This window comes from Burkholderia sp. Tr-862 (assembly GCF_011753085.1).
In the GTDB taxonomy this organism is placed as follows: domain Bacteria; phylum Pseudomonadota; class Gammaproteobacteria; order Burkholderiales; family Burkholderiaceae; genus Burkholderia; species Burkholderia ambifaria.
On the sequence record NZ_VWWG01000017.1, the window covers coordinates 1 to 21,056 of the forward strand.

The 21,056-nt window shown below is 67.2% G+C and carries 19 protein-coding genes; 10 read left to right on the forward strand and 9 right to left on the reverse strand.

The features are described from left to right. From F3J14_RS08050 to F3J14_RS08060, 3 genes are all read right to left on the reverse strand, one after another. Positions 1-984 (reverse strand): glycosyltransferase (locus F3J14_RS08050; protein ID WP_166722527.1); only part of this gene is annotated, 984 nt, incomplete at its 3' end. Between the two features lie 19 nt (positions 985-1,003). Continuing rightward, on the reverse strand, positions 1,004-1,573 hold the full coding sequence (locus F3J14_RS08055; protein WP_166722528.1) for an isoprenylcysteine carboxylmethyltransferase family protein: 570 nt from the start codon (positions 1,571-1,573) through the stop codon (positions 1,004-1,006). Positions 1,574-1,640: 67 nt separating this feature from the next. Next, positions 1,641-2,543, reverse strand: a complete 903-nt coding sequence (locus tag F3J14_RS08060) for an alpha/beta hydrolase (RefSeq protein WP_166722529.1) — start codon at positions 2,541-2,543, stop codon at positions 1,641-1,643. 723 nt (positions 2,544-3,266) lie between these two features. Here F3J14_RS08060 and betI point away from each other — a divergent pair. From betI to betA, 3 genes are read left to right on the forward strand one after another with little or no spacing between them, the layout of a single operon-like run. Then, positions 3,267-3,851, forward strand: coding sequence for a transcriptional regulator BetI (betI, locus tag F3J14_RS08065; RefSeq protein WP_166722530.1), 585 nt, complete (start codon positions 3,267-3,269; stop codon positions 3,849-3,851). 31 nt (positions 3,852-3,882) lie between these two features. Then, positions 3,883-5,352, forward strand: a complete 1,470-nt coding sequence (gene betB / locus F3J14_RS08070; RefSeq protein WP_166722531.1) for a betaine-aldehyde dehydrogenase — start codon at positions 3,883-3,885, stop codon at positions 5,350-5,352. Positions 5,353-5,374: 22 nt separating this feature from the next. Continuing rightward, a complete protein-coding gene (gene betA / locus F3J14_RS08075) occupies positions 5,375-7,075 on the forward strand; it encodes a choline dehydrogenase (RefSeq protein ID WP_166722532.1) in 1,701 nt (566 codons plus the stop codon). An 84-nt stretch (positions 7,076-7,159) separates the two neighbouring features. Here the strand turns inward: betA and F3J14_RS08080 are convergent, their stop codons facing one another. The 5 genes from F3J14_RS08080 to F3J14_RS08100 form a co-directional block, all read right to left on the reverse strand. Then, positions 7,160-8,257 carry a hypothetical protein gene (locus F3J14_RS08080; protein ID WP_166722533.1) on the reverse strand — a complete coding sequence of 366 codons (1,098 nt, stop codon included), beginning with the start codon at positions 8,255-8,257 and terminating at the stop codon, positions 7,160-7,162. Between the two features lie 248 nt (positions 8,258-8,505). Next, on the reverse strand, positions 8,506-9,009 hold the full coding sequence (locus F3J14_RS08085; RefSeq protein WP_166722534.1) for an activator protein: 504 nt from the start codon (positions 9,007-9,009) through the stop codon (positions 8,506-8,508). 116 nt (positions 9,010-9,125) lie between these two features. Then, complete coding sequence (locus F3J14_RS08090; protein WP_166722535.1) at positions 9,126-9,950, reverse strand: OmpW family outer membrane protein; 825 nt, start codon at positions 9,948-9,950, stop codon at positions 9,126-9,128. A 74-nt stretch (positions 9,951-10,024) separates the two neighbouring features. Beyond that, positions 10,025-11,278 (reverse strand): DUF2957 domain-containing protein, encoded by a 1,254-nt coding sequence (locus F3J14_RS08095; protein WP_166722536.1) that lies wholly within the window; start codon positions 11,276-11,278, stop codon positions 10,025-10,027. A 71-nt stretch (positions 11,279-11,349) separates the two neighbouring features. Continuing rightward, positions 11,350-12,948: a DUF2957 domain-containing protein gene (locus tag F3J14_RS08100; RefSeq protein ID WP_166722537.1), complete on the reverse strand. Its 1,599-nt coding sequence runs from the start codon at positions 12,946-12,948 to the stop codon at positions 11,350-11,352. 862 nt (positions 12,949-13,810) lie between these two features. Here F3J14_RS08100 and F3J14_RS08105 point away from each other — a divergent pair. The 3 genes from F3J14_RS08105 to F3J14_RS08115 all read left to right on the forward strand — a co-directional run bounded on the left by F3J14_RS08105 (position 13,811) and on the right by F3J14_RS08115 (position 16,408). Beyond that, a complete protein-coding gene (locus F3J14_RS08105; protein ID WP_166722538.1) occupies positions 13,811-14,755 on the forward strand; it encodes an ABC transporter ATP-binding protein in 945 nt (314 codons plus the stop codon). A gap of 5 nt (positions 14,756-14,760) precedes the next feature. Continuing rightward, positions 14,761-15,531 (forward strand): ABC transporter permease, encoded by a 771-nt coding sequence (locus F3J14_RS08110; RefSeq protein ID WP_166722539.1) that lies wholly within the window; start codon positions 14,761-14,763, stop codon positions 15,529-15,531. A 172-nt stretch (positions 15,532-15,703) separates the two neighbouring features. Further along, entirely contained in the window at positions 15,704-16,408 is a 705-nt protein-coding gene (locus F3J14_RS08115; RefSeq protein ID WP_166722540.1) for an MBL fold metallo-hydrolase, read from the forward strand. A 37-nt stretch (positions 16,409-16,445) separates the two neighbouring features. Here F3J14_RS08115 and F3J14_RS08120 read toward each other — a convergent pair whose 3' ends face one another. After that, the gene (locus F3J14_RS08120; protein WP_166722541.1) at positions 16,446-16,676 is read right to left on the reverse strand and encodes a hypothetical protein; all 231 of its coding nucleotides are present in this window, start codon (positions 16,674-16,676) and stop codon (positions 16,446-16,448) included. 154 nt (positions 16,677-16,830) lie between these two features. On the opposite strand from F3J14_RS08120, the gene F3J14_RS08125 reads away from it, so the two are divergent. The 4 genes from F3J14_RS08125 (at position 16,831) to F3J14_RS08140 (ending at position 20,973) form a co-directional block, all read left to right on the forward strand. Next, positions 16,831-18,600 carry an ATP-binding protein gene (locus F3J14_RS08125; RefSeq protein ID WP_166722542.1) on the forward strand — a complete coding sequence of 590 codons (1,770 nt, stop codon included), beginning with the start codon at positions 16,831-16,833 and terminating at the stop codon, positions 18,598-18,600. A 270-nt stretch (positions 18,601-18,870) separates the two neighbouring features. Next, positions 18,871-19,302, forward strand: a complete 432-nt coding sequence (locus F3J14_RS08130; RefSeq protein ID WP_166722543.1) for a YciI family protein — start codon at positions 18,871-18,873, stop codon at positions 19,300-19,302. Between the two features lie 136 nt (positions 19,303-19,438). Next, complete coding sequence (locus tag F3J14_RS08135; protein WP_166722544.1) at positions 19,439-20,245, forward strand: DinB family protein; 807 nt, start codon at positions 19,439-19,441, stop codon at positions 20,243-20,245. After that, the gene (locus F3J14_RS08140; protein WP_166722545.1) at positions 20,242-20,973 is read left to right on the forward strand and encodes an alpha/beta hydrolase; all 732 of its coding nucleotides are present in this window, start codon (positions 20,242-20,244) and stop codon (positions 20,971-20,973) included. The genes F3J14_RS08135 and F3J14_RS08140 overlap by 4 nt, the downstream gene beginning before the upstream one ends. Positions 20,974-21,056: the final 83 nt, after the last annotated feature.

The following is a 21,056-nucleotide window of genomic DNA, read 5'->3' on the forward strand; positions in this document are numbered from 1 at the left end:
TAACGCGAGCGCCGCGGTGCCGATCCCGCCGTGATGCACGAGTGCGCGGCAACGCGGCAGCAGCGTGCGCATCGGCACGAAGCGGCGCACCAGCAGCCGGTCGCCGTCCGGTGCCGCATCGTGCGGGCTCAGCAGGATGCCGCGCGCGCCGGTCGCGCGCATCGCATCGGCAACCGCACGCGCATACGCGGCGTGATCGACGCGCGTCGACCCGGCCGTGAACACCACGGGCGGCTCGCCGGCCGCGAGAAACGCGTCGAGCGCGGGATCGTCGTCGGGCGTCGCGACGTCGTTGAACAGCGGAAAGCCGCTTTGCAGAAGATGGGCCGGCCAGTCGCGCTGCGCCGGCGCGAACCAGTCGGGAAACAGGCACAACACGCCATCGGTCGAATGCAGCCAGCGGCCCAGCACGCGCCGCGCGGGCGCGAGCCCGAGGTCGCGGCGCACCGCATTGAGCGCCGGCGCGCACACGCGATCGAGCACCTGCCGCTCGATCAGCGTCATCAGCGCCGCCTTCACCGGCAGCGGCCAGCGCGCGGGAATCGTCAGGCGCGGATGCGTCGGCGGCACGTGCGCGGACAGCAGCGTCGACGGCGACACCTGCACCGACACGTACGGCGTGCCGTGCCGCTCCTGCATGAAGCGCGCGGAAAACGCCCACAGCGTGCCGACCAGCACGGTGTCGCGATCGGTCAGTGCGCACAGCACGTCGTAATGCGGGCGCAGCACGGGGGCGATCACCTGCCACAGCGTGCGAAACGACGTGCGCGGATCCCACAGCGCCGGGTTCGCCATCGCGGCCTCGTACTCGGCCGCGGTGCCGACCGGCACGAACGCGAAACCGCAGCGGCGCACGGTCGCCTCGAACGGCGGATGCGTGCAGAACACGACCTCGTGGCCGCGCATCGCGAGCGCGCGCGCGACGCCGAGCAGCGGATGCACGTCGCCCGCCGAGCCGATCGCGGTCACGATCATCTTCGCCATCGCGCGCCTCGCGGAAAGATCAGTAGAAACCGGGGATCAGCGCCGCGACTTCGCGACGGTACTGCGCGTACGCCGGCCCGAAATGCCCGGTCAGCCAGCTCTCCTCGACGCGCACCTTGTACGCGAGCGACGCGAATACGAGCGCGACGCCGAGCGCGCCGCGCCACTCGCTGCCGATCAGCGCGGCGCCCACCAGCGCGATCAGGCAGCCGGTGTAGATCGGATGACGCACGAGGCCATACGGGCCGGTGCGGACGAGTTCGTGGTTCTCCTTCAGCGTGACGGACACGCTCCAGTTCGTGCCGAGATGCAGCCGCGCCCATACCGAGAACAGCAGGCCCGCGACCAGCACCGCGAGCCCGCACTGGGCCTGCAGGCCGAAGCGGTGCCAGTCCGGCACCCACGCGCGCAGGGTCAGGTCGGGCAGGATGATCAGCGCGCCGCCGACGATCAGCGGAATCGACTGCAGCGTGCGCGAGCGCGACGCCTCCTTGCGCACGGTCGTCTTCACGGCCTGCGACGTCATGATCCAGTAGGCGAGCCACGCGGCCCACGGAACGACGATGGCGATGGTCTGAACGATATTCACGGCTGGCCTGCCTCGTGTGGATGAGAATTCGGATGCGCGCGGCGTGCGCGGTGCGCGACGTGCCGCGTCACGACGACATGGCCGGCATCGGCGCGGACACGCACGCGTGTGCGGCGCCGAGCCCGATGCCCGCGGCAACGGGCGGCGCGTCGCAGAAGAAGCCGAGCAGCGCGGCACGCGTGGCCTCGCGCTGCGCGCGGCCTTCGATGTCGAGAAAATGGCCGGCGTCGGGAATCGTCCCGAAGCGCGCGCGCGGCACATGCGCGGCGAGCTGGCGGACGTCGGCCGGCGTCGTGTATTCATCGCGCTCGCCGTTCACGAACAGCAGCTCGGCGCCGATGTTCGAGAACTCGCTCAGGTAGCGCTCCGGCTGCAGCGACAGGATCTGGTCGACGTGGAACGCGACCTGATCCTGCTCGTCGCGCGGCAGGCGCGTCAGGTAGCGGTAGTTGTACAGCTTCATGATGCGCGGCAGGTAGCGGCCGACCGTGTCGTTCAGCAGCTGCGCGGCCTTCAGGTTCTCGCCGGCCGCGATGTGGTCGCGGGCGCGCGTCACGTAGTCGACCATCGCGTCGTTCAGGAACGGCGAGAACGAACAGATCGCCGCGCGCCGCACGCTCGGGCAGCCGCGCGCGAGCGCGAACAGCGACGCGACGCCGCCCCACGACACCGACACGAGGAACGCGGGCGCGAAGCGCTCGACCAGATGCTGGAGGATCGCGGCCTCGTCGTCCTTCGTCAGGATGAAGCAGCCGGGGTTGTGCTGGCGCGACTGGCCGGCATACGGCAGGTCGAAGCAGATCGTGTTCATCCGCTCGCCGAGATACTGGACGGTCTGGCCGAACGACGCGGTCGTCGCGAGCGCGCCGTTGACGAGCATCGCCGTGTCGAATGACGGATCGAACACGTTCCGTTCGACGTAGACCTTCAGACCATTCGGTAGCGGGACCACGTGTTTTTCGGTCGGCATCGTCGTTCTCCGGTGGATGCGGCGTCTCGGCGTCGCGGCATGCTGCAGGTGCGCAATGGCTGGCGCCGACCGTGTTCCGGTCGTTGACTGCGCCCATTGCCGACGCACCGCGGAAAATACCCGCGGCGCCGATTCATTCCTTGTGGTGCGGCGCCATACTAATACGGGCAATATTACTTACTCAAGTCACTTCAACGATTCCCTCTACTCCACCGGGGAATACATGTGATTCAAATTTTTTCAGCATTTTTTATGGTAGGAGGAATCTGACGAAAGGCGATCGCAATCGTTTGCGAGCGTGTCGCGAAATGGGCCGCACTGCGCACAATATCCTTTAAATTCAATCATATGTATCGATTCAATCGCCTGATTGAAACGAATTTCCGGAAATTATCAGCCTCATCATTAGCAATTCGGATTTCCGGATTCAGGCATTTCTCACATAGCTCGACATTCTTTCGACATGTAATAAATCGAATCCGGAAACTGTCGCGACTATTGCATCGGCTTTTCCCGATCCGTTTTAAACAAACTTAAAATTATTTAACCTTCTTTCAATTCGTTTTTCCGCATCCGCACAATCGCGGCGGCGGCATCGGTTTCCGTCCGCCGACATCCCGATCCACCGTCAGACCCTCGTTTTTTATTGATTGAACGATCAATAAAAAACCGCTAAGCTCTCGACTTCCAGGAACGGGCCCGTCCGGGCGAAAGGAGTGCGCGATGCCGAAAGTCGGAATGCGGGAGATTCGCCGCGCACAGTTGATCGACGCCACGCTGCGCTCGATCGACGAAGCCGGCCTGCCCGGCACGACGCTCGCATCGGTCGCGCAGCGCGCGAACATCTCGACGGGCATCGTCAGCCACTACTTCGGCGACAAGGACGGCCTGCTCGAAGCCACGATGCGGCATGTGCTGCGCGATCTGTGGGCGGCCACCACGCAACGTCGCGTCGCCGCGCGCAAGGACCCGCGTTCGCGGCTGCGTGCGATCGTCGCCGCGAACTTCGACGACACGCAGGTCAGCGCGCCCGTGATGAAGACCTGGCTCGCGTTCTGGTCGCAGAGCATGCACGACGCGATGCTCAAGCGCCTGCAGCACGTCAACACGCGGCGCCTCCATTCGAACCTGTGCGCGGAATTCGCGAAGGCGCTGCCGCGCGCGAAAGCCCGGGAAGCCGCCAGCGGCCTCGCCGCGCTGATCGACGGCCTGTGGCTGCGCGGCGCCCTCGCCGGCGGCCCGATCGACACCCGGGCTGCATTGAAGCTCGCCCACGATTACATCGACCTGCTGCTCGCGTCCGACTGACGCGCAGGCAGTCGCCCTCAAGGAGATCCTCATGTCCGTATACGGTTTGCAGCGCCTCTACATCGGCGGCGGTTACGTCGACGCCACCAGCGGCAAGACTTTCGACACTTTCGATCCCGCCACCGGCGAACTGCTCGCGCAGGTGCAGCAGGCGAGCGCGGCCGACGTCGACCGCGCGGTCGCCACAGCCCGGGAAGGCCAGCGCGAATGGGCCGCGATGACCGCGATGCAGCGCTCGCGGATCCTGCGCCGCGCGGTCGACCTGCTGCGCGAACGCAACGACGAACTCGCGGCCATCGAGACGCGCGACACCGGCAAGCCGATCGGCGAGACGCTCGCGGTCGACATCGTCACCGGCGCGGACGTGATCGAGTACTACGCGGGCCTCGCGACCGCGATCGAAGGGCTGCAGGTGCCGCTGCGCGCCGAGTCGTTCGTCTATACGCGCCGCGAGCCGCTCGGCGTGTGCGCGGGCATCGGCGCCTGGAACTACCCGATCCAGATCGCATGCTGGAAGACGGCGCCCGCGCTCGCGGCCGGCAACGCGATGGTGTTCAAGCCGAGCGAGGTCACGCCGCTCACCGCGCTGAAGCTCGCGGAAATCTATACGGAAGCCGGCGTGCCGGCCGGCGTGTTCAACGTCGTGCAGGGCGACGGCTCGGTCGGCGCACTGCTCACCGGTCACCCGGACATCGCGAAGGTGTCGTTCACCGGCGGCGTCGAGACCGGCAAGAAGGTGATGTCGCTGGCAGGCGCGTCGTCGCTGAAGGAAGTGACGATGGAGCTCGGTGGCAAGTCGCCGCTGATCGTGTTCGAGGATGCCGATCTCGACCGCGCGGCCGACATCGCGGTGACCGCCAACTTCTTCAGCTCGGGCCAGGTCTGCACCAACGGCACGCGCGTGTTCGTGCACCGCTCGGTCAAGGACGCGTTCACGCAGCGCGTGCTCGAACGCGTGAAGCGGATTCGCGTCGGCAAGCCGACCGATGCCGACACCAACTTCGGCCCGCTCGTGTCGGCCGCGCAGCTCGACAAGGTGCTCGGCTTCATCGACAGCGGCAAGGCCGAAGGCGCGAAGCTGCTCGCGGGCGGCACGCGCCTGACCGACGGTCATTTCGGCAGCGGCCAGTACGTCGCGCCGACCGTGTTCGGCGACTGCCGCGACGACATGAAGATCGTGCGCGAAGAGATTTTCGGGCCGGTGATGAGCATCCTCGATTTCGAATCGGAGGACGAAGTGATCGCCCGCGCGAACGACACGCACTACGGCCTCGCGGCCGGCGTCGTGACCGAGAACCTGTCGCGCGCGCACCGCACGATCCATCGCCTCGAAGCCGGCATCTGCTGGATCAACACGTGGGGCGAATCGCCGGCCGAGATGCCGGTTGGCGGATACAAGCAATCCGGTGTCGGACGCGAGAACGGCATCACGACGCTCGAACACTACACTCGAATCAAGTCGGTACAGGTCGAGCTCGGCCGCTACAACCCGGTGTTTTGAGAACGATAGGAGATACCCCGTCATGACGACACGCGAATACGACTACATCATCTGCGGCGCCGGTTCCGCGGGCAACGTGCTCGCGACGCGCCTGACGGAAGATCCGAACGTCACGGTGCTGCTGCTCGAAGCGGGCGGCCCCGACTACCGCTTCGACTTCCGCACGCAGATGCCGGCGGCGCTCGCCTATCCGCTGCAGGGCCGTCGCTACAACTGGGCCTACGAGACCGACCCCGAGCCGCACATGGACAACCGCCGGATGGAATGCGGCCGCGGCAAGGGGCTCGGCGGCTCGTCGCTGATCAACGGGATGTGCTACATCCGCGGCAACGCGCTCGACTACGACAACTGGTCGACGCACAAGGGGCTCGAGAACTGGACGTATCTCGACTGCCTGCCGTACTTCAAGAAAGCCGAGACGCGTGACGTCGGCCCGAACGACTATCACGGCGGCGACGGCCCCGTGTCGGTCACGACCAGCAAGCCGGGCGTGAACCCGCTGTTCGAGGCGATGGTCGATGCGGGCGTGCAGGCCGGCTATCCGCGCACCGACGACCTGAACGGCTATCAGCAGGAAGGCTTCGGTCCGATGGACCGCACCGTCACGCCGAAGGGCCGCCGCGCCAGCACCGCGCGCGGCTACCTCGACCAGGCGAAGGGGCGGCCGAACCTCGAGATCGTCACGCACGCGCTCGCCGACCGCATCCTGTTCGACGGCAAGCGCGCGTCGGGCGTCACGTACCTGCGCGGCAGCGAGCGCGCGAGTGCGCACGCGCGCCGCGAGGTACTCGTGTGCAGCGGCGCGATCGCCTCGCCGCAGCTGCTGCAGCGCTCGGGCGTCGGCCCCGGCGCGTGGCTGAAGGAACTCGACATCCCGATCGTGCTCGACCTGCCCGGCGTCGGCCAGAACCTGCAGGATCACCTGGAGATGTACATCCAGTACGAGTGCAAGGAGCCGGTGTCGCTGTATCCGGCGCTCAAGTGGTGGAACCAGCCGAAGATCGGCCTCGAATGGATGCTCAACGGCACGGGCCTCGGCGCGAGCAACCACTTCGAGGCGGGCGGCTTCATCCGCACGCGCGACGACGATCCGTGGCCGAACATCCAGTATCACTTCCTGCCCGTTGCGATCAACTACAACGGCTCGAACGCGATCGAGATGCACGGCTTCCAGGCGCACGTCGGGTCTATGCGTTCGCCGAGCCGCGGCCGCGTGAAGCTGCGCTCGCGCGATCCGAACGCGCATCCGAGCATCCTGTTCAACTACATGGCCGAAGCGCTCGACTGGCGCGAGTTCCGCGATGCGATCCGCGCGACGCGCGAGATCATGCGGCAGCCCGCGCTCGACCGCTATCGCGGCCGCGAGCTGAATCCGGGCGCCGACTGCAAGTCCGACAAGGAGCTCGACACGTTCGTGCGGTCCCGCGCGGAAACCGCGTTCCATCCGTCGTGCTCGTGCAAGATGGGCTACGACGACATGGCCGTGGTCGACGAGGAAGGTCGCGTGCACGGGCTGGAAGGGCTGCGCGTCGTCGATGCGTCGATCATGCCGATCATCACGACCGGCAACCTGAACGCGCCGACGATCATGATCGCGGAGAAGATCGCCGACAAGATCCGTGGCCGCCAGCCGCTCGCGCGTGTCGACGTGCCTTACTTCGTCGCGAACGGGGCGATGGCGCGCAATGTCGCGAAGGCGGTGCGGCAGCCGGAGACGGTGTAATCGCACCAGCCCCCCCCCGCCCCGCGCGCAGCGGTGGCGGCAGCAACATGCACGGCTCGCGGCGTTCTCGCCGCGAGCCGTTTTTCATTGGGCGCGCCCGGCGCCCGTACTGAACCGCGTGATGGCCGCCAGCCTCGGCCGCACGCGCTTCGCGCGCACGATCGGATTCGCGCGCGACGTCAGGCTCATCGCGCCGCGCAAATGCTCGAACGCGACCTCCTCCTTCCGCCCGAAGCGGCCGAGCGCCGGCCACGCCAGTGTTTCATCGAGCCACGTCTGCCACGCGTCGCCGTGGAAGCGGCGCGCGAATTCGCGCACCGTGTCCGGCGCCGCAATCACGATGCCCGCCAGCAGGTAATACGCCCAGAAACTGCCCGCGCCGACGAGCCGGTCGAGCCGGCACGCGGACACCGCCGCGAGCAGACCGTCCACCGACGCAAGATCGGTGCGGCGTTCGCGAATCGCGCGCGCGACGAGATTGTGCTGACCGCCGTACGCGGCAAAGGAAATCCCTTTGCCGGCGGCCAACTCGGCGCAGAACATCGCGAGCGCGGCCATCTCGTCGATGCGGGCGGCATCGTCGCGCGGCCCGCAGACGCGCAGCACGATCGCATCGATGACGTCCCCCGGCCGGGCCGACGGCTCCACGCATGCCGCCGCGACGGCCGCGCGTCGTTCTCTCAGGTTCTTCGCGGGCGGTGCGTCATGCTCGTCGGCATCGTCGCTGCCTCGCTCGACGCCGCGGGCAATCCGCTCGAGCGCGGCCCAGCCGTCGTCGGGATCGTCGAAGGTCCACGCATCGACGAATCCATGCGCGGCTTCGAATACCGCGCGCGATCCCGGGCAGCATCGCTCCGCGTGCGCAAGCTGCCGCGCGTCGGGCACGTGTGTGCATCCGCCGGGCGGATCGCTCGCATCGCATGCGCAACCGCCGCCGTCCGTTGCAATCCACGGCGCGAGTTCATGCAGGACGGCGATCGCTTCGTGCGGCAGGTTCAAGCCCGCTCGCACGCGTGCCGCGCGCGACGATCGCGGAACGCCCGTTGCGTCGTCGCCGTCGTCGGCCGCCGCCACGCAAGCCGCGTCGTACAGATGTTCGATCAGGTACTGCAGCCACGCGGCCGTGCGCAGCCGGTCAGGCGTCGCACCGCGGGCGCCATACTTCGCTGGGTCAGTGAGCATGGGGGGTCCGGAATGGTTCTGGCGAATCGGAATGGTTGTCTCGTTTCGGGTTCGGTCGAAGCAGGCGGCACGGTGCGTCGCACCGGCCCCTGGTATGGCCACCCGCGTCGGATCGCGACGCAGGCGGCCAGCCGGTCGCCGCGCCGATACGCGCGACGACGCGAACGCAGCTCGAAACCGGAACGCCCGCCGCGCATCCTTGCACGGCCCTCGTCGATGGCGGGCGCCCGGCCTCGATCACGCGACGCTTACTGCACGTGGAACTTCGGCGACGTGACGACCGTGCCGCCGACCGTACAGTCCGGTGTCAGCACGGCATTGTTGAACGTGAGCGACGAGTTCGGATCGCTCCACGTCGTCACGACCTTGCTCGGCCCGCACGTGCCGAGCAGCGTGACGTTCACCTTCACGTTGTTGATCGACAGCTGCGTCGTACTGTCGGCCTGCCCGGTCCACGGCGACGCGCTGGTCGCGCTGCCGCTGATCAGGCCGCACGTCGCGCCGCCCGTGAACGTCGTCGACGTGATGTTGACGATGCCCGTCGACGAGATCGTGCCGTTGAACGTCGCGTTGCACGTCGCGTTGATCGACCCCTTGGCCAGGGCCGTGAGGCCCGTCGCGGAGAACGGCTCCCCGTTGGGGTTCATGGCCTGCCCGTCGGCGCGCGAAACGGTCACGGCGAAAGCAGGCGCGGCCGAAACCGCGGTGAATGCCACTGCAGCAACAAGCGATACGATTTTGCGAATGCTCATTTGAACTGCCCCCTCTCTCTTCACAAATGGCGGCATGCCGCCAGGAACGCGACGTCCCGGCCGGATCGCTCCGGCCGCTCGGTCGCAGGAAGCCGCCGGCACGCGTGCCGCACGGCTCAGAACTTGTAGGAAATGCCGACGAAGGTGATCAGCGGATCGGCCTTCAGCCGCGTGCGCGTGGTCGCGAGCGTCGATCCGTCGGCCGCCTTGATCACGAGCGACGAGTAGGTCTTCAGCGGCATGTAGGTCAGCGTCGCCGTGAGCCCCCAGTGCTTGTCGATCGCATAGCTCGCGCCGACGTTGTAGACCGGCGTGAACGACGACGACGCCTTGCCCTCCACCGACGTCGGCCCCGGCTTGCCGGCGCCGGCTGCGAGCACGCTGCCGAGGTTCTCGTTGATGTCCCTCGCGAAGTTGCCGTTCAGTTGGATGTTGCTGAACCAGCTGTAGGCCACGCCGATCCCGACGAACGGACGGAACTTCGCGGTCGGTGCATTGAAGTAGTACTGCAGAATGACCGTCGGGCTCCACTGCCGCGCATTCTTCACGGCCGGCTGGTTCGACGTCTTGTCCATGTCGACGGTGCCGAGCGCGCCGGCCGGGCCCGGCGGCCGGATCACGCCGTGCCCGGTCAGCGTGAACTCGGGCGGCACGCCGAGCACCGACGTCACCGCGATGTGGTCGGTGAAGAAGTGCGTGAGCGTGAGGCCGACCGTATCGGCGTTGTTGACCGTCAGGCTCGTGCCCGGCGACGTGAACGAACCGGGCAGCCGCAGCGGCCCGTTGATCGGCATGTTCGCGAGATTCGTCGTCAGCCCGTTGGTCGAGTCCTGCGGCATGATGTGCAGCCAGCCCAGCGTCGCGACGTTGTCGCCCGCCTGCTGGGCCGATGCGAGCGTCGACGCGCCTGCGACGACACCCGCGACAATCAGCTTCTTCATGAAACCTTCCCCCTCGTTCTGTCCGGGCGCCACGCATCCGCGCGCGGCGCCGCCGCGTCTCCATCCGCGCGTGGTCACTGGACGAACGCGCCGACCGTGAAGTACGGGTTGCGCGTATCGGCCATGTCGAGGAACCCGAACACGCCGCCGGTGAACACGAACTTGCCGGTCGCCGGCCCCGACGCCGCGTCCGCATGCACGGTCGTCACGACGCCCGGCACCTTCTGCGTGTAGTCGAGGTTCAGCGCACGCGTGAGTGCCGCCTGCGACGCGTTGAACGGATCGAGCAGCGTCGCCTGCGCGCCGACGAGCGCGGTCGCGCGGTAGTTGAACGCACTGTCGACACCCGTGTACTCGCCGTTCTGCGAGCCCGGCGCGACCGCCGCCTGCGGGCTCAGGAACGAGATGCCCGATTCGTCGTCCGCGCTCGGCGGGCCCTGCGTGAGGTCCGCGTTCGCGGCGCCGGTGCGGATGAAGACCGGCACCAGGTGGTTGCGCAGCTTGCCGACGATCAGGATCCCCTTGCCGGCCTTCGCCGGATCGAGCGCGGCGAGCGTCGCCGGCACCTGCGGCTGGTAGTTGAGCGACTGGAATGCCGGCGCATCGGGGCGCAGCGTGAACGGCTGGTTCACGGTCGCGCTCGACGCGAGCGGCTGCCCGCCGTTCTTCTTGCCGAAGTTGTCCGTTTCGACGTAGCTGCCGTCCGCGTTGATCGTCACCTGCTGGTCGAGCGCCACCGGCTGGAAGTTCTGCGACGGCACCTGGTGGTAGCCGAGCTGGTTGTACGTGCCGGCGATCTTCGACAGATCGGTTTCGAGCGACGAGAAGCTGATGAACGGGTAGTACGGGAACGTCGTTTTCGGAATCTTGCCGACGCCGATCACGCCGTCGAACTGGATCGTCGCGCCGGGAATCGCGCCGCCCAGCACGCCTTCGCCGAGGAACAGGCGTGCCGGCCGGCTCGGGTCGAGGCTCGCGTTCTGCATCCGGAACGTGCACTGGTTCAACTTCACGGTCGGCAGGCCGGTCTCGTCGGCCAGCGTGCCGTCGACGACGTTGGCCGGCGCCGTGTCGCGCGTCGGCTGCACGGTGCCGGTGGTGGTCGGCACGGGCGACGCGAGGTAGGTCATCCGGTACGTCATCTTCGTGGTGTCGAGCTGCACCTTCACGAGTTCGCCCGAACCGGACCCGCCGATGAACACCGTGTTGTAGTCGATGGACTGCGGACACAGCCGCACCACCGGCGCGGGCGGCGGGTCGCCGTCGCCGCCGCAGGCGGCCAGCACGGGCGCGAGCGACGCCGTGGCCATCCAATGCTTCACATTCATAGGAATCCTCTTGAATTTAGATTCGCCGGCGGCGACGCATGCGCCGCCGGTGTGCCGGGTTCAGTACGCCGTTACTGGACGAACGCGCCGACCGTGAAGAACGGGTTGATCTTGTTGTTGTTGACGACCATCGCGTAGACGTTCCCCGCCGTCACGAGCCAGCCCGTGTCGCCCTTGCTGAAGATCGCCACGTTGCCGTTCGCACCCTTCGCGTTGAAGTCCTGCGAGGCCGTGACCTTGATCTTGCCGGGCGTGGCCTGCGTGTAGTCGAGCGCGAACTGCGAGCTCACGGACGACGTCTGAGGGTCGATGAATGCCGCGGTATTGCCCTGAAACAGCGTGGACGTGTAGTTGGCGGCGATCGTCGACACGGCGCTGCCGTCCGTGCAGTTGCCGGCCTCGGGCATGAAGAACGTGCCGTTGAACGTGCCGGGCAGGTCCGGATGCGGCATGAGGCTGTCGAAGCTCGGCCCCGAAACCCCCGGTGCGCCATACACGCCGTTGGACGTCACGACCCCGCACGCGGAGGCGCTCGTCGCACCGATGAAGCCGCCCTTCAGCACATTGGTCGCGACGGACCGCGCGGGAGACAGCATCGAGATGCCGACTTCCGCGTCGGCGACCGACGCCAGCAGGTTGCTCGCATCGGCGTGCGAGTAGCCGACGCGAATCACGATCGGTATCAGCGCGCCGTTCAGCTTGCCGACGATCATCACACCATGCGCCTCGGTCGGCGACAGCAGCACGAGCGGCTGCTCCTGGCCGGCCGACGGATACGGCAAGCCCGGTTTCGCGCTGCTGACGAACACGTTGTCGGCACTGCCGTCCGCGTTCTTGCGCAGCGTCCACGGCGTACCGGTCGTCTGGCACGAGTAGTCGCTGCCCGGCGTGATCGTGCACGTGCCGTCCGCGCCGAGCGTCTGGTTCCAGTTCACGACATCCGGCTGCCAGCCCTGCGGGGTGGCGGTCTGATAGCTGCTGCCGGTCGGCGACAGATGAATGCCGACTTCGTTGTATACGCCGGCCACCTTGGTGAAATCCGTCTCGGTGTCGGTAAAGCCGATGAACGGATAGAAATCGAACGTGCGCGACGGCACGGTGCCGATATAAAGACCCGGCGCGAGCGGAATGCCGTCGAATTGAATCGTCGCGCCGGGAATCCCGCCGCCGACCACCCCGTTCCCGACGAACAGCATCGGCGGATCGGTGCGCTTGATCGTCACCGAATACGCGCCGTCGCTCGTCGCGCCGCTGTCGAGCACGAACGCGCAGCGGTTCTGCTCGGCGGTCGGCAGGTTGGTCGGATGATGGAAGGCGCCGTTGATCGTCAGGCCCGCGCGCGTGTCGTTGACCTGCCCCGCCGACGTCGGCACCGACGATTCGAGGAACTGCATCTGATAGGTGAGCCTGGTCGTGTCGAACTTCACCTTCACGTATTCGCCGCTGCCGGCGCCGCCCGTGTAGGTCGTCGTGTAGTCGAGCGAATCCGGACACAGCTTCGTCACGACGGGCGGCGTCGTTTCGGCGCCGCTCGGCCCGCATGCGCTGCCCGAGCACTGCGGCACGTTGATCGGGCCCGGATCGTCGCCGCCGCCGCAACCGGCGACGAACGGCAGCGCCAGCACGGCGCACGACAGGATCGCCTTCCGCCATTCAGGAATGCAAAGCATCAACCCCTCCTTTTCAGATACGACAGGTCTCGTTCGGACGGGCTGCGTGGCCCGCCGGTTGGTATTGCGCCGCGAGCGTGCGCGGCGCATGACGATGCGCGCAATGCGCGCCGCGCGGCCGGATCGGCAGATGCGATCAGGACCGCCGCGGCAGGCAAGCGCTATCCGGCGGCGCCGTCATGCGGCACGGCGCCAGCGGGACAATCGAAACGGAATCGGGTGCGTCGCTACAGCGGCAACGCGATGCGATGACGCCGGCACGCGACTCGCGTCGTGCCCGCATCCAGCGAAAAGCGCGGACATGGCAGTCCGGCCGGGCCCTCGGATAGGCGTCTCATGTATTGGTCTCCGTACGTACGCTTGATTCGTTATCGTGATGCGTCGTTGGTCGAGACTATGAGCGGACGATCCGCACAAGTAAATGGATGCAGAGTTCCAAACGTGCCCGAATCGCGCAATCCTAGTGAGTTCAAGGTGCTTGACAGTTTTTCAAACAGCCTTCAATTTATTTGCTCAGACAAATACCCGCCCGGTGCAACGCGGATGGGAACGACGGCGGTCGACTCGCACCGGTAGAGCGAAAACGACGCGCATTGTTCGCTCGATTCAAATAAAGCATCGTTTTATTGAATGACCCACGTGCATTTCCTGCGAATCCCGCACCGGCATCGCATGTCGTTTCCATCGAAATGCATTTCCATCTTCCGATTGCTAATATGGCGGTCCTGCGATCCCGCACCACAACGCCGTTCGACATGACGCCCGTTCGCCATGCCGCCCCCGCCACCACCCGCTTCGCGGCGACGGCGCCGGGCACGCGCGGCGCGCGGCGTCGGACCGAGCGGCCGTGCCACCCGTGAGCATGCAACCGATCCTTTCCGTCTCCGACCTTTCCAAGACCTACGCGTCCGGCTTCCAGGCGTTGAAGCACGTGACCCTCGACATCCGCCCGGGCGAGATCTTCGCGCTGCTCGGGCCGAACGGCGCGGGCAAGACCACGCTGATCGGCTCGATCTGCGGCATCGTCACGCCAACGCAAGGCCGCGTGACGGTCGGCGGCCACGACATCCGCGATGCGTATCGCGCGGCGCGCGAAATGATCGGCCTCGTTCCGCAGGAGCTGACGACCGACGCGTTCGAATCCGTGTGGGCGACCGTGTCGTTCAGCCGCGGCCTGTTCGGCAAGGCACCCGATCCCGCGCACATCGAGAAGACGCTGAAGGCGCTGTCGCTGTGGGACAAGCGCGACAACAAGCTGATGACGCTGTCGGGCGGCATGAAGCGCCGCGTGATGATCGCGAAGGCGCTCGCGCACGAGCCGCGCATCCTGTTCCTCGACGAGCCGACTGCCGGCGTCGACGTCGAGCTGCGCCGCGACATGTGGAAGCTCGTCGATTCGCTGCGCGAAAGCGGCGTGACGATCCTGCTGACCACGCACTACATCGAGGAAGCCGAGGAAATGGCCGACCGGATCGGCATCATCCTCGGCGGCGAACTCGTGCTCGTCGAAGAGAAGCGCGAGCTGATGCGCAAGCTCGGGAAGAAGCAGTTGACCGTGCAGCTCGAACACCCGCTTACGGCCGTGCCGGCCGAACTCGCCGCGTTCGGGCTCGAACGCGCGGACGACGGCGCCGCGCTCGTCTATACGTACGACTCGCAGCGCGACGACGCGAGCATCGCGAAGCTGATCAATGCGCTCGGCTCGGCCGGCATCGGCTTTCGCGACCTGCATACGACGCAGAGCTCGCTCGAGGATATTTTCGTCAGCCTGATCGATAACCGCCGCAACGGCGCACAAGGGGCGTAACGCACATGGCGAACTGGAATTTCCACGGCATCCGCGCGATCTATCGCGCCGAAATGGCCCGCACGCGCCGCACGCTGATGCAAAGCATCATCGCGCCGGTGATCTCGACGTCGCTGTACTTCGTCGTGTTCGGTTCGGCGATCGGCTCGCGCATCAGCGACGTGAACGGGATCGGCTACGGGTCGTTCATCGTGCCGGGCCTCGTGATGCTGTCGCTGCTGTCGCAGAGCATCTCGAACGCGTCGTTCGGCATCTACTTCCCGCGCTTCACCGGCACGATCTACGAGATATTGTCCGCGCCCGTGTCGTACTGGGAGATCGTGATCGCATATGTGGGCGCGGCCGCATCGAAGTCGCTGCTGCTCGGGCTGATCATCCTCGCGACGGCCGGGCTGTTCGTGCCGCTGCACATCCTGCATCCGTTCTGGATGGTGCTGTTCCTCGTGCTGACGTCGATCACCTTCAGCCTGTTCGGCTTCGTGATCGGCATCTGGGCCGACAGCTTCGAGAAGCTGCAGCTCGTGCCGCTCCTGATCATCACGCCGCTCACGTTCCTCGGCGGCAGCTTCTACTCGGTCGACATGCTGCCGCCCGCGTGGCGCATCGTCACGCTGTTCAACCCGATCGTCTACCTGATCAGCGGCTTCCGCTGGTCGTTCTACGGGCTGGCCGACGTGCACGTGTGGATTAGCCTCGCGGCGACCACGCTGTTCCTCGCGATCCTGCTCGCGATCGTCGCGTGGATGTTCCGCACCGGCTACAAGCTGAAGAACTGACGCAGCGCGCGCCGTGTACCCGGCACGGCGCGCGCTGCGATCGCCCGGTTCGCGCATCCGGAGCGACGCTGCTAGACTGAATCGGAAGATCGACTGCTGCCGCCTGCCGCACCGCAACCAGCGGGGCACGGGCGGCGCAGCGCCCGCCACATTCCCTGCGCGAGGATCCCCGATGAGCGCCTGCCGAATCGACGCCGTCCGCGACGGCCTGTTTCGCGCCACGACCTACGTCGACACGCTGAACCTGTGCTTCAGCCAGTTCTTCGTACGATCGCCGCACGGCGACGTGCTGTGCGTCGAAACGGGCACCCGGTCCAATTTCACGCAGCTGAGCGCGGCGCTCGACTCCGTCGGCATCGCGCCGTCGCTGGTCAGCAGCGTGATCGTCCCGCACTTCGAGGCCGACGAAATGGGCGCGCTGCCCGATTTCCTCGCGGCCAACCCGGCGCTCGTCGCGTACGGACATCCGATGTGTACATGGGGGCTCGCCGACGTGTTCGGCGTACGCGCGATTCCGCTGAAGGATGGCGAGCCGACGACACTGTCGGGCACCGGCGTCGTGCCGGTCTTCACGAAGCACGTGCATCAGTGGGACGCGCTCGTCGTGTATCTGCCGGCGTACAAGGCGCTGCTGTCGTCGGACATCCTGATGCGCTTCGGCCGGGAAGACACCGACGATCCCTTGCCCGCGATCCTCGATGCGATCACCCGCTCCGACTACCTGCCGTCGCTCGCACACCTGGCGAACGCGCTGCGCCGCATCCAGGCGCTCGATCTCGACATCATCCTGCCGATGCACGGCCCGGCGATCACGCACGACATTCCGCGCGTGATCGCCGGTGTCATCGCCCACTGCGAGGCGGCCGCGGCGGCGTAGCGCGCATGCGCTGCGGCGTGCGGTCGGCCGTGGCCGGTCAGACGCCGGTCACGACGAATTCGGCGGCCGCCTTGCTCTGGATCGCGGCCATCACCGCGAGTTCACGTTTGCTGTGCGGCTCGCCGGACACGACGCCCGTCGCATGCCGGGCCTTCGCGCCGATCGGAAAGAACACGAACGACGCGCCGGCCGGCGCATCGGGCTCGGCCCGCAGGCGTTTGTTCAGGATCTTGAGGTACTTTTTCTTCGAGACTTCCTTCGTTGCCATGGCGCCCTCCACATGAACGTGATGCTGGTCAGCATACCAGTTTTGACAGGCGATTCCGGAGCCCCGCCGCGCGATCGATCTGCACTAGAATGAATCGGCTCCCGCGACTCGCCGCGCCAGGCCGCGGCCGCCATGTCATTAACGGAGCACTTCCATGCATGCCGAATTGTTCGCGCAGCATCATGATTGCCCGGGCTGGGAAGGTGAAATGGCTCGGCGCGTCGCCGCCTTCGACTGGTCGTCGACCGGCCTCGGCCCGCTCGACAGGTGGTCGGCGAGCCTCGTCGCGGCCGTGCGCACCGTGCTCGCGTCGCCGCTGCCGCTGGTGATGCTGTGGGGCCGGCCCGGCTATATGATCTACAACGACGCGTATGCCGGGTTCGCCGGCGGACGCCACCCCTATCTGCTCGGCCAGCCGGTCGAGCTCGGCTGGCCCGAGGTCGCCGAGTTCAATCGCAACGTGATGAACACCTGCCTCGCGGGCGGCACGCTGTCGTATCGCGACAAGGAGCTCGTGCTGCTGCGCAGCGGACGCCCCGAAGACGTGTGGATGGATCTGCATTACAGCCCACTGCCCGACGACGATGGCGCACCGGGCGGCGTGCTCGCCGTCGTGATCGAGACGACCGAACGCGTGCTCGCCACGCGTCATCGCGAACAGGCGGAAGCGGCGCTGCAGTCGTCCAACGATGCGCTGCGCCGCCTGACCGAAACGCTCGAGCAACGCGTGGCCGATGCGATCGCCGAGCGCGCGGCGGTCGAGGAACAGTTGCGCCATTCACAGAAGATGGAGGCGATCGGCAGCCTGACCGGCGGCATCGCGCACGACTTCAACAACGTGCTGCAGGTGATCAGCGGCAACCTGCAGATTCTGGCCGTCGAACTCGGCGAGCGCGCGAGTGCGCAGCCGCGAATCGAAAGTGCGAACAACGCGGTGCGGCGCGGCGCGCAACTGGCGTCGCACCTGCTGGCCTTCGCGCGCCGCCAGCCGTTGTCGGCGACGGTGCTCAATCCGCACCAGTTGATCGACGGGATGAGCGAGATGCTGCACCGCGCGCTCGGCGAAACCGTGCGGATCGTCACCGCGCTGGCGCCCGACGTCGGCAACGTGCTCGCCGACCGGCACCAGCTCGAGAACGCGCTGCTCAATCTTGCGATCAATGCGCGCGATGCGATGGGCGGCGACGGCACGCTGACGATTGCCGCGTACAACGACGCGCACCCCGCGCCGGCCGGCGGCGCACCGCGCTCGCCGTTGCCGGCCGGCGAATACGTGACGTTCGAGATCAGCGATACGGGGGCCGGCATGACGGCGGACGTGCTCGAGCGCGTGTTCGAACCGTTCTTCACGACCAAGCCGGACGGTGAAGGCACCGGGCTCGGGCTCAGCATGGTGTTCGGTTTCGTCAAGCAAAGCGGCGGCCATACGTCGATCGAAAGCACGCCGGGCCAGGGCACCACAGTACGGCTCACGTTTCCGCGCTGTCACGATGTCTGCACCGAAGAGCCTGCCCGCGCGCCGCAGCACGACGCCGCGCGCGGCCGCGAAACCATCCTGGTCGTCGAGGACGACCCGGAGGTCCGGCTGACCGTGGTCGACATGCTCACGCAGCTCGGCTACAAGGTGCTCACCGCGTCCGACGGCGAAGCCGCGCTGCAGATACTCGACTGCGACACGGCGATCGACCTGCTGTTTACCGACGTGATCATGCCGGGCCGCATCAAGGGCGGCGAACTCGCGCGCCGCGCCGCCCAGCGCACGCCGCCGTTGCCCGTGCTGTTCACGTCCGGCTACACGCGCGACGAGATCTTCCACTCCGGGCGGCTCGACCCCGGCGTCATGCTGCTCAGCAAGCCGTACCGCCGCGACGAACTCGCGACCCGGATCCGCGACATGCTCGACGCGCACACAAAGGCGGCGTGAGCGGCTGACGTGCCGGCATGCGCGCGCCTGTGCCGGCCACGGAGCCGGTCGTCCAGCCGGGATCTTTCCGGCACCACCTGCCGCACGGACGACGTCGAATACGCCGCGGCGCTTCACAGGTCATCGGTCACCGGTCACACCGGAATTTTTTTGTGCGCGATGTCGATTCGCGCGATCGTCGCGCGTCGTAGTGTCGTAACCGATCGATTTGCCGGCCCCACGGCCGGCCGATAGCGGATTTCCCCCTTTCCCGTTCAAGGAGCAACAACAATGCGCGTCATGGTGATCGTCAAGGCAACGGCCTCTTCCGAATCGGGCGCGATGCCCGATACCGAACTGCTGGCCGCGATGGGCCGGTACAACGAGGAACTCGTGAAAGCCGGCGTGATGCTTGCCGGCGAAGGCCTCCATCCGAGTTCGCGCGGCAAGCGCGTGCACTTCTCCGGCAAGGACCGGACCGTCGTCGACGGCCCGTTCGCCGAGACCAAGGAACTGATCGCCGGCTACTGGCTGTGGCAGGTGAATTCGATGGAAGAAGCCGTCGAATGGGTCAAGCGCTGCCCGAATCCGATGCCGACCGAGTCGGACATCGAGATCCGTCCGATCTTCTCGCCGGAGGACTTCGGCGAAGCATTCACGCCGGAGCTTCAGGAACAGGAAGCACGGCTGCGCGCGGAGATGGACGGCAAGCACGACGCGTGAGCCGGGCCGGGTGCCGCTGCGGTAGGGGTGCGGGTGTGCCGGCTGGATCCTCTGAACAAATGGATCCCCGGAGATTGACGGCACCCCGCCGAGTAACGTATCGTTTTGTTACGTTACTCGGCGAGGCTCTATCGTCATGCATTCCCGTTTCGACCGTTTTCGCGCGACGCCGCTCGGCGCGCAGCTCGAAGCGCTGATCGCGCAGCCCGAGCGCTATGTTGAATTCGCGGCGCTGTCGCGTGTCGGCGTCGCCGCGATCGGCGCGATCCAGCACGAGATCGCGCGCAAATTCCCCGAAATCGAAGCCGACACGACGGCCCGGCAATTTTGCGGCGCGATGGTCGCCGACGTGATGCGCCGTCACGGGCACGACGTCGTACAGCCGCGCGGCCGGCTCGGCGGCGCGCTGTTCAGCTACGGCGCGGTATTCAGCGCATATCCGCAGGTGCGCCCGTTCGCCGACGTCGTCGCCGCGCTGGCCGCGATGCCTGCCCGGATCGCCGCGTATGCCGCGCACGTTCCCGCCGCGCTCGTCACGCGCCGCCCGGCCGGCACGGGCTTCTCGCTCGTCGAACATGCGTGCCACCTGCGCGACCTCGATGCGGTGTTCGCCGAACGCATCGATGCCGTGCGCGCGCACGAGTTGCCGGTGATCGCGTCCGTCGACGGCACCGCTCTCGCCGCGCAGCGCGACTACCTCGCCCAGCCGCTCGACGACGCGCTCGCCGCATTCCGCACCGGACGCGCCGCGCTGTGCGCGACCGCGGCCGCATTGCAACCGTCTGAACTCGCACGCTGCGGGCTGCGCGACGGCATGCGCCGGATGTCGCTCGACGAACTCGTGCGCGAACTGCTCGACCACGACCTCACGCACGTGCTCGAACTCGACGAACTGCTCGCCGAACTCGAATTGCCGCCCCTTGCTTCCCAGGCCGCCGAATGAGCGCCCCCACCCCGCCCGTCGTCTTCGTCCACGGTTTCATCGGTACGTTCGACGTGCCCGAATGGCCCGGCCCGCATCTCGCCCCCGACCTGCTCGGCTACGGTATCCACCGCGCCGCGCCGTTCGACGCGATCACGCTCGCCGCGCAGGTCGAGCACGTGCGGCAGGCCGTCGACGCGCACTACGGCGCGCAGCCGGTCGACCTCGTCGGTCACTCGGTGGGCGGCGCGATCGCGATGCTGTTCGCGCATGCGCATCCGGCGCGCGTGCGCCGGATCGCCAACGTCGAAGGCAACTTCACGCTCGACGATGCGTTCTGGTCGGCGTCGGTCGGCCGCATGTCGCCCGCTCACGCCGACGCGATGCTCGACGAACTGCGCGGCGACCCGCTCGGCTGGCTGCGCGGCGCGATCGACGAACCGTCGCCGCGCCAGCTCGACGACGCGCGCCGCTGGCTTGCGCATCAGCCGGCATCGACGCTGCGCGCGATGGGCCGCTCGGTCGTCGCGACGACCGGCGAATCCGGTTATCTGCAGGCGCTCGCTGAAGTATTCGAGCGCCATCCAGTGTGGCTCGTCGCCGGCGAACGCTCGCGTGCGGGCTGGCATGTGCCGGACTGGGCGCTCGCACGCTGTACCGGCTTCGAAACGATCGACGGCTGCGGGCACCTGATACCAGCCGAGCGGCCCGCCGCATTGCGGGAAACGCTCGCGCGCTGTCTCGGCTGACGCGCCCGGCCGCGCGCCAGCCACCTGACAACCCGTAGGTTTCGCCGAAATATGGTTGAAAGGCGCGGTTGCTAGAGTCTCCG

What these genes read in the sequence shown, in the direction of transcription:
- F3J14_RS08060 (WP_166722529.1), bottom strand. Translation starts at nt 2,543, where the DNA reads ATGCCGACCGAAAAACACGTGGTCCCGCTACCGAATGGTCTGAAGGTC.
- betI (WP_166722530.1), top strand. Translation starts at nt 3,267, where the DNA reads ATGCCGAAAGTCGGAATGCGGGAGATTCGCCGCGCACAGTTGATCGAC.
- betB (WP_166722531.1), top strand. Translation starts at nt 3,883, where the DNA reads ATGTCCGTATACGGTTTGCAGCGCCTCTACATCGGCGGCGGTTACGTC.
- betA (WP_166722532.1), top strand. Translation starts at nt 5,375, where the DNA reads ATGACGACACGCGAATACGACTACATCATCTGCGGCGCCGGTTCCGCG.
- F3J14_RS08080 (WP_166722533.1), bottom strand. Translation starts at nt 8,257, where the DNA reads ATGCTCACTGACCCAGCGAAGTATGGCGCCCGCGGTGCGACGCCTGAC.
- F3J14_RS08085 (WP_166722534.1), bottom strand. Translation starts at nt 9,009, where the DNA reads ATGAGCATTCGCAAAATCGTATCGCTTGTTGCTGCAGTGGCATTCACC.
- F3J14_RS08090 (WP_166722535.1), bottom strand. Translation starts at nt 9,950, where the DNA reads ATGAAGAAGCTGATTGTCGCGGGTGTCGTCGCAGGCGCGTCGACGCTC.
- F3J14_RS08095 (WP_166722536.1), bottom strand. Translation starts at nt 11,278, where the DNA reads ATGAATGTGAAGCATTGGATGGCCACGGCGTCGCTCGCGCCCGTGCTG.
- F3J14_RS08100 (WP_166722537.1), bottom strand. Translation starts at nt 12,948, where the DNA reads ATGCTTTGCATTCCTGAATGGCGGAAGGCGATCCTGTCGTGCGCCGTG.
- F3J14_RS08105 (WP_166722538.1), top strand. Translation starts at nt 13,811, where the DNA reads ATGCAACCGATCCTTTCCGTCTCCGACCTTTCCAAGACCTACGCGTCC.
- F3J14_RS08110 (WP_166722539.1), top strand. Translation starts at nt 14,761, where the DNA reads ATGGCGAACTGGAATTTCCACGGCATCCGCGCGATCTATCGCGCCGAA.
- F3J14_RS08115 (WP_166722540.1), top strand. Translation starts at nt 15,704, where the DNA reads ATGAGCGCCTGCCGAATCGACGCCGTCCGCGACGGCCTGTTTCGCGCC.
- F3J14_RS08120 (WP_166722541.1), bottom strand. Translation starts at nt 16,676, where the DNA reads ATGGCAACGAAGGAAGTCTCGAAGAAAAAGTACCTCAAGATCCTGAAC.
- F3J14_RS08125 (WP_166722542.1), top strand. Translation starts at nt 16,831, where the DNA reads ATGCATGCCGAATTGTTCGCGCAGCATCATGATTGCCCGGGCTGGGAA.
- F3J14_RS08130 (WP_166722543.1), top strand. Translation starts at nt 18,871, where the DNA reads ATGCGCGTCATGGTGATCGTCAAGGCAACGGCCTCTTCCGAATCGGGC.
- F3J14_RS08135 (WP_166722544.1), top strand. Translation starts at nt 19,439, where the DNA reads ATGCATTCCCGTTTCGACCGTTTTCGCGCGACGCCGCTCGGCGCGCAG.
- F3J14_RS08140 (WP_166722545.1), top strand. Translation starts at nt 20,242, where the DNA reads ATGAGCGCCCCCACCCCGCCCGTCGTCTTCGTCCACGGTTTCATCGGT.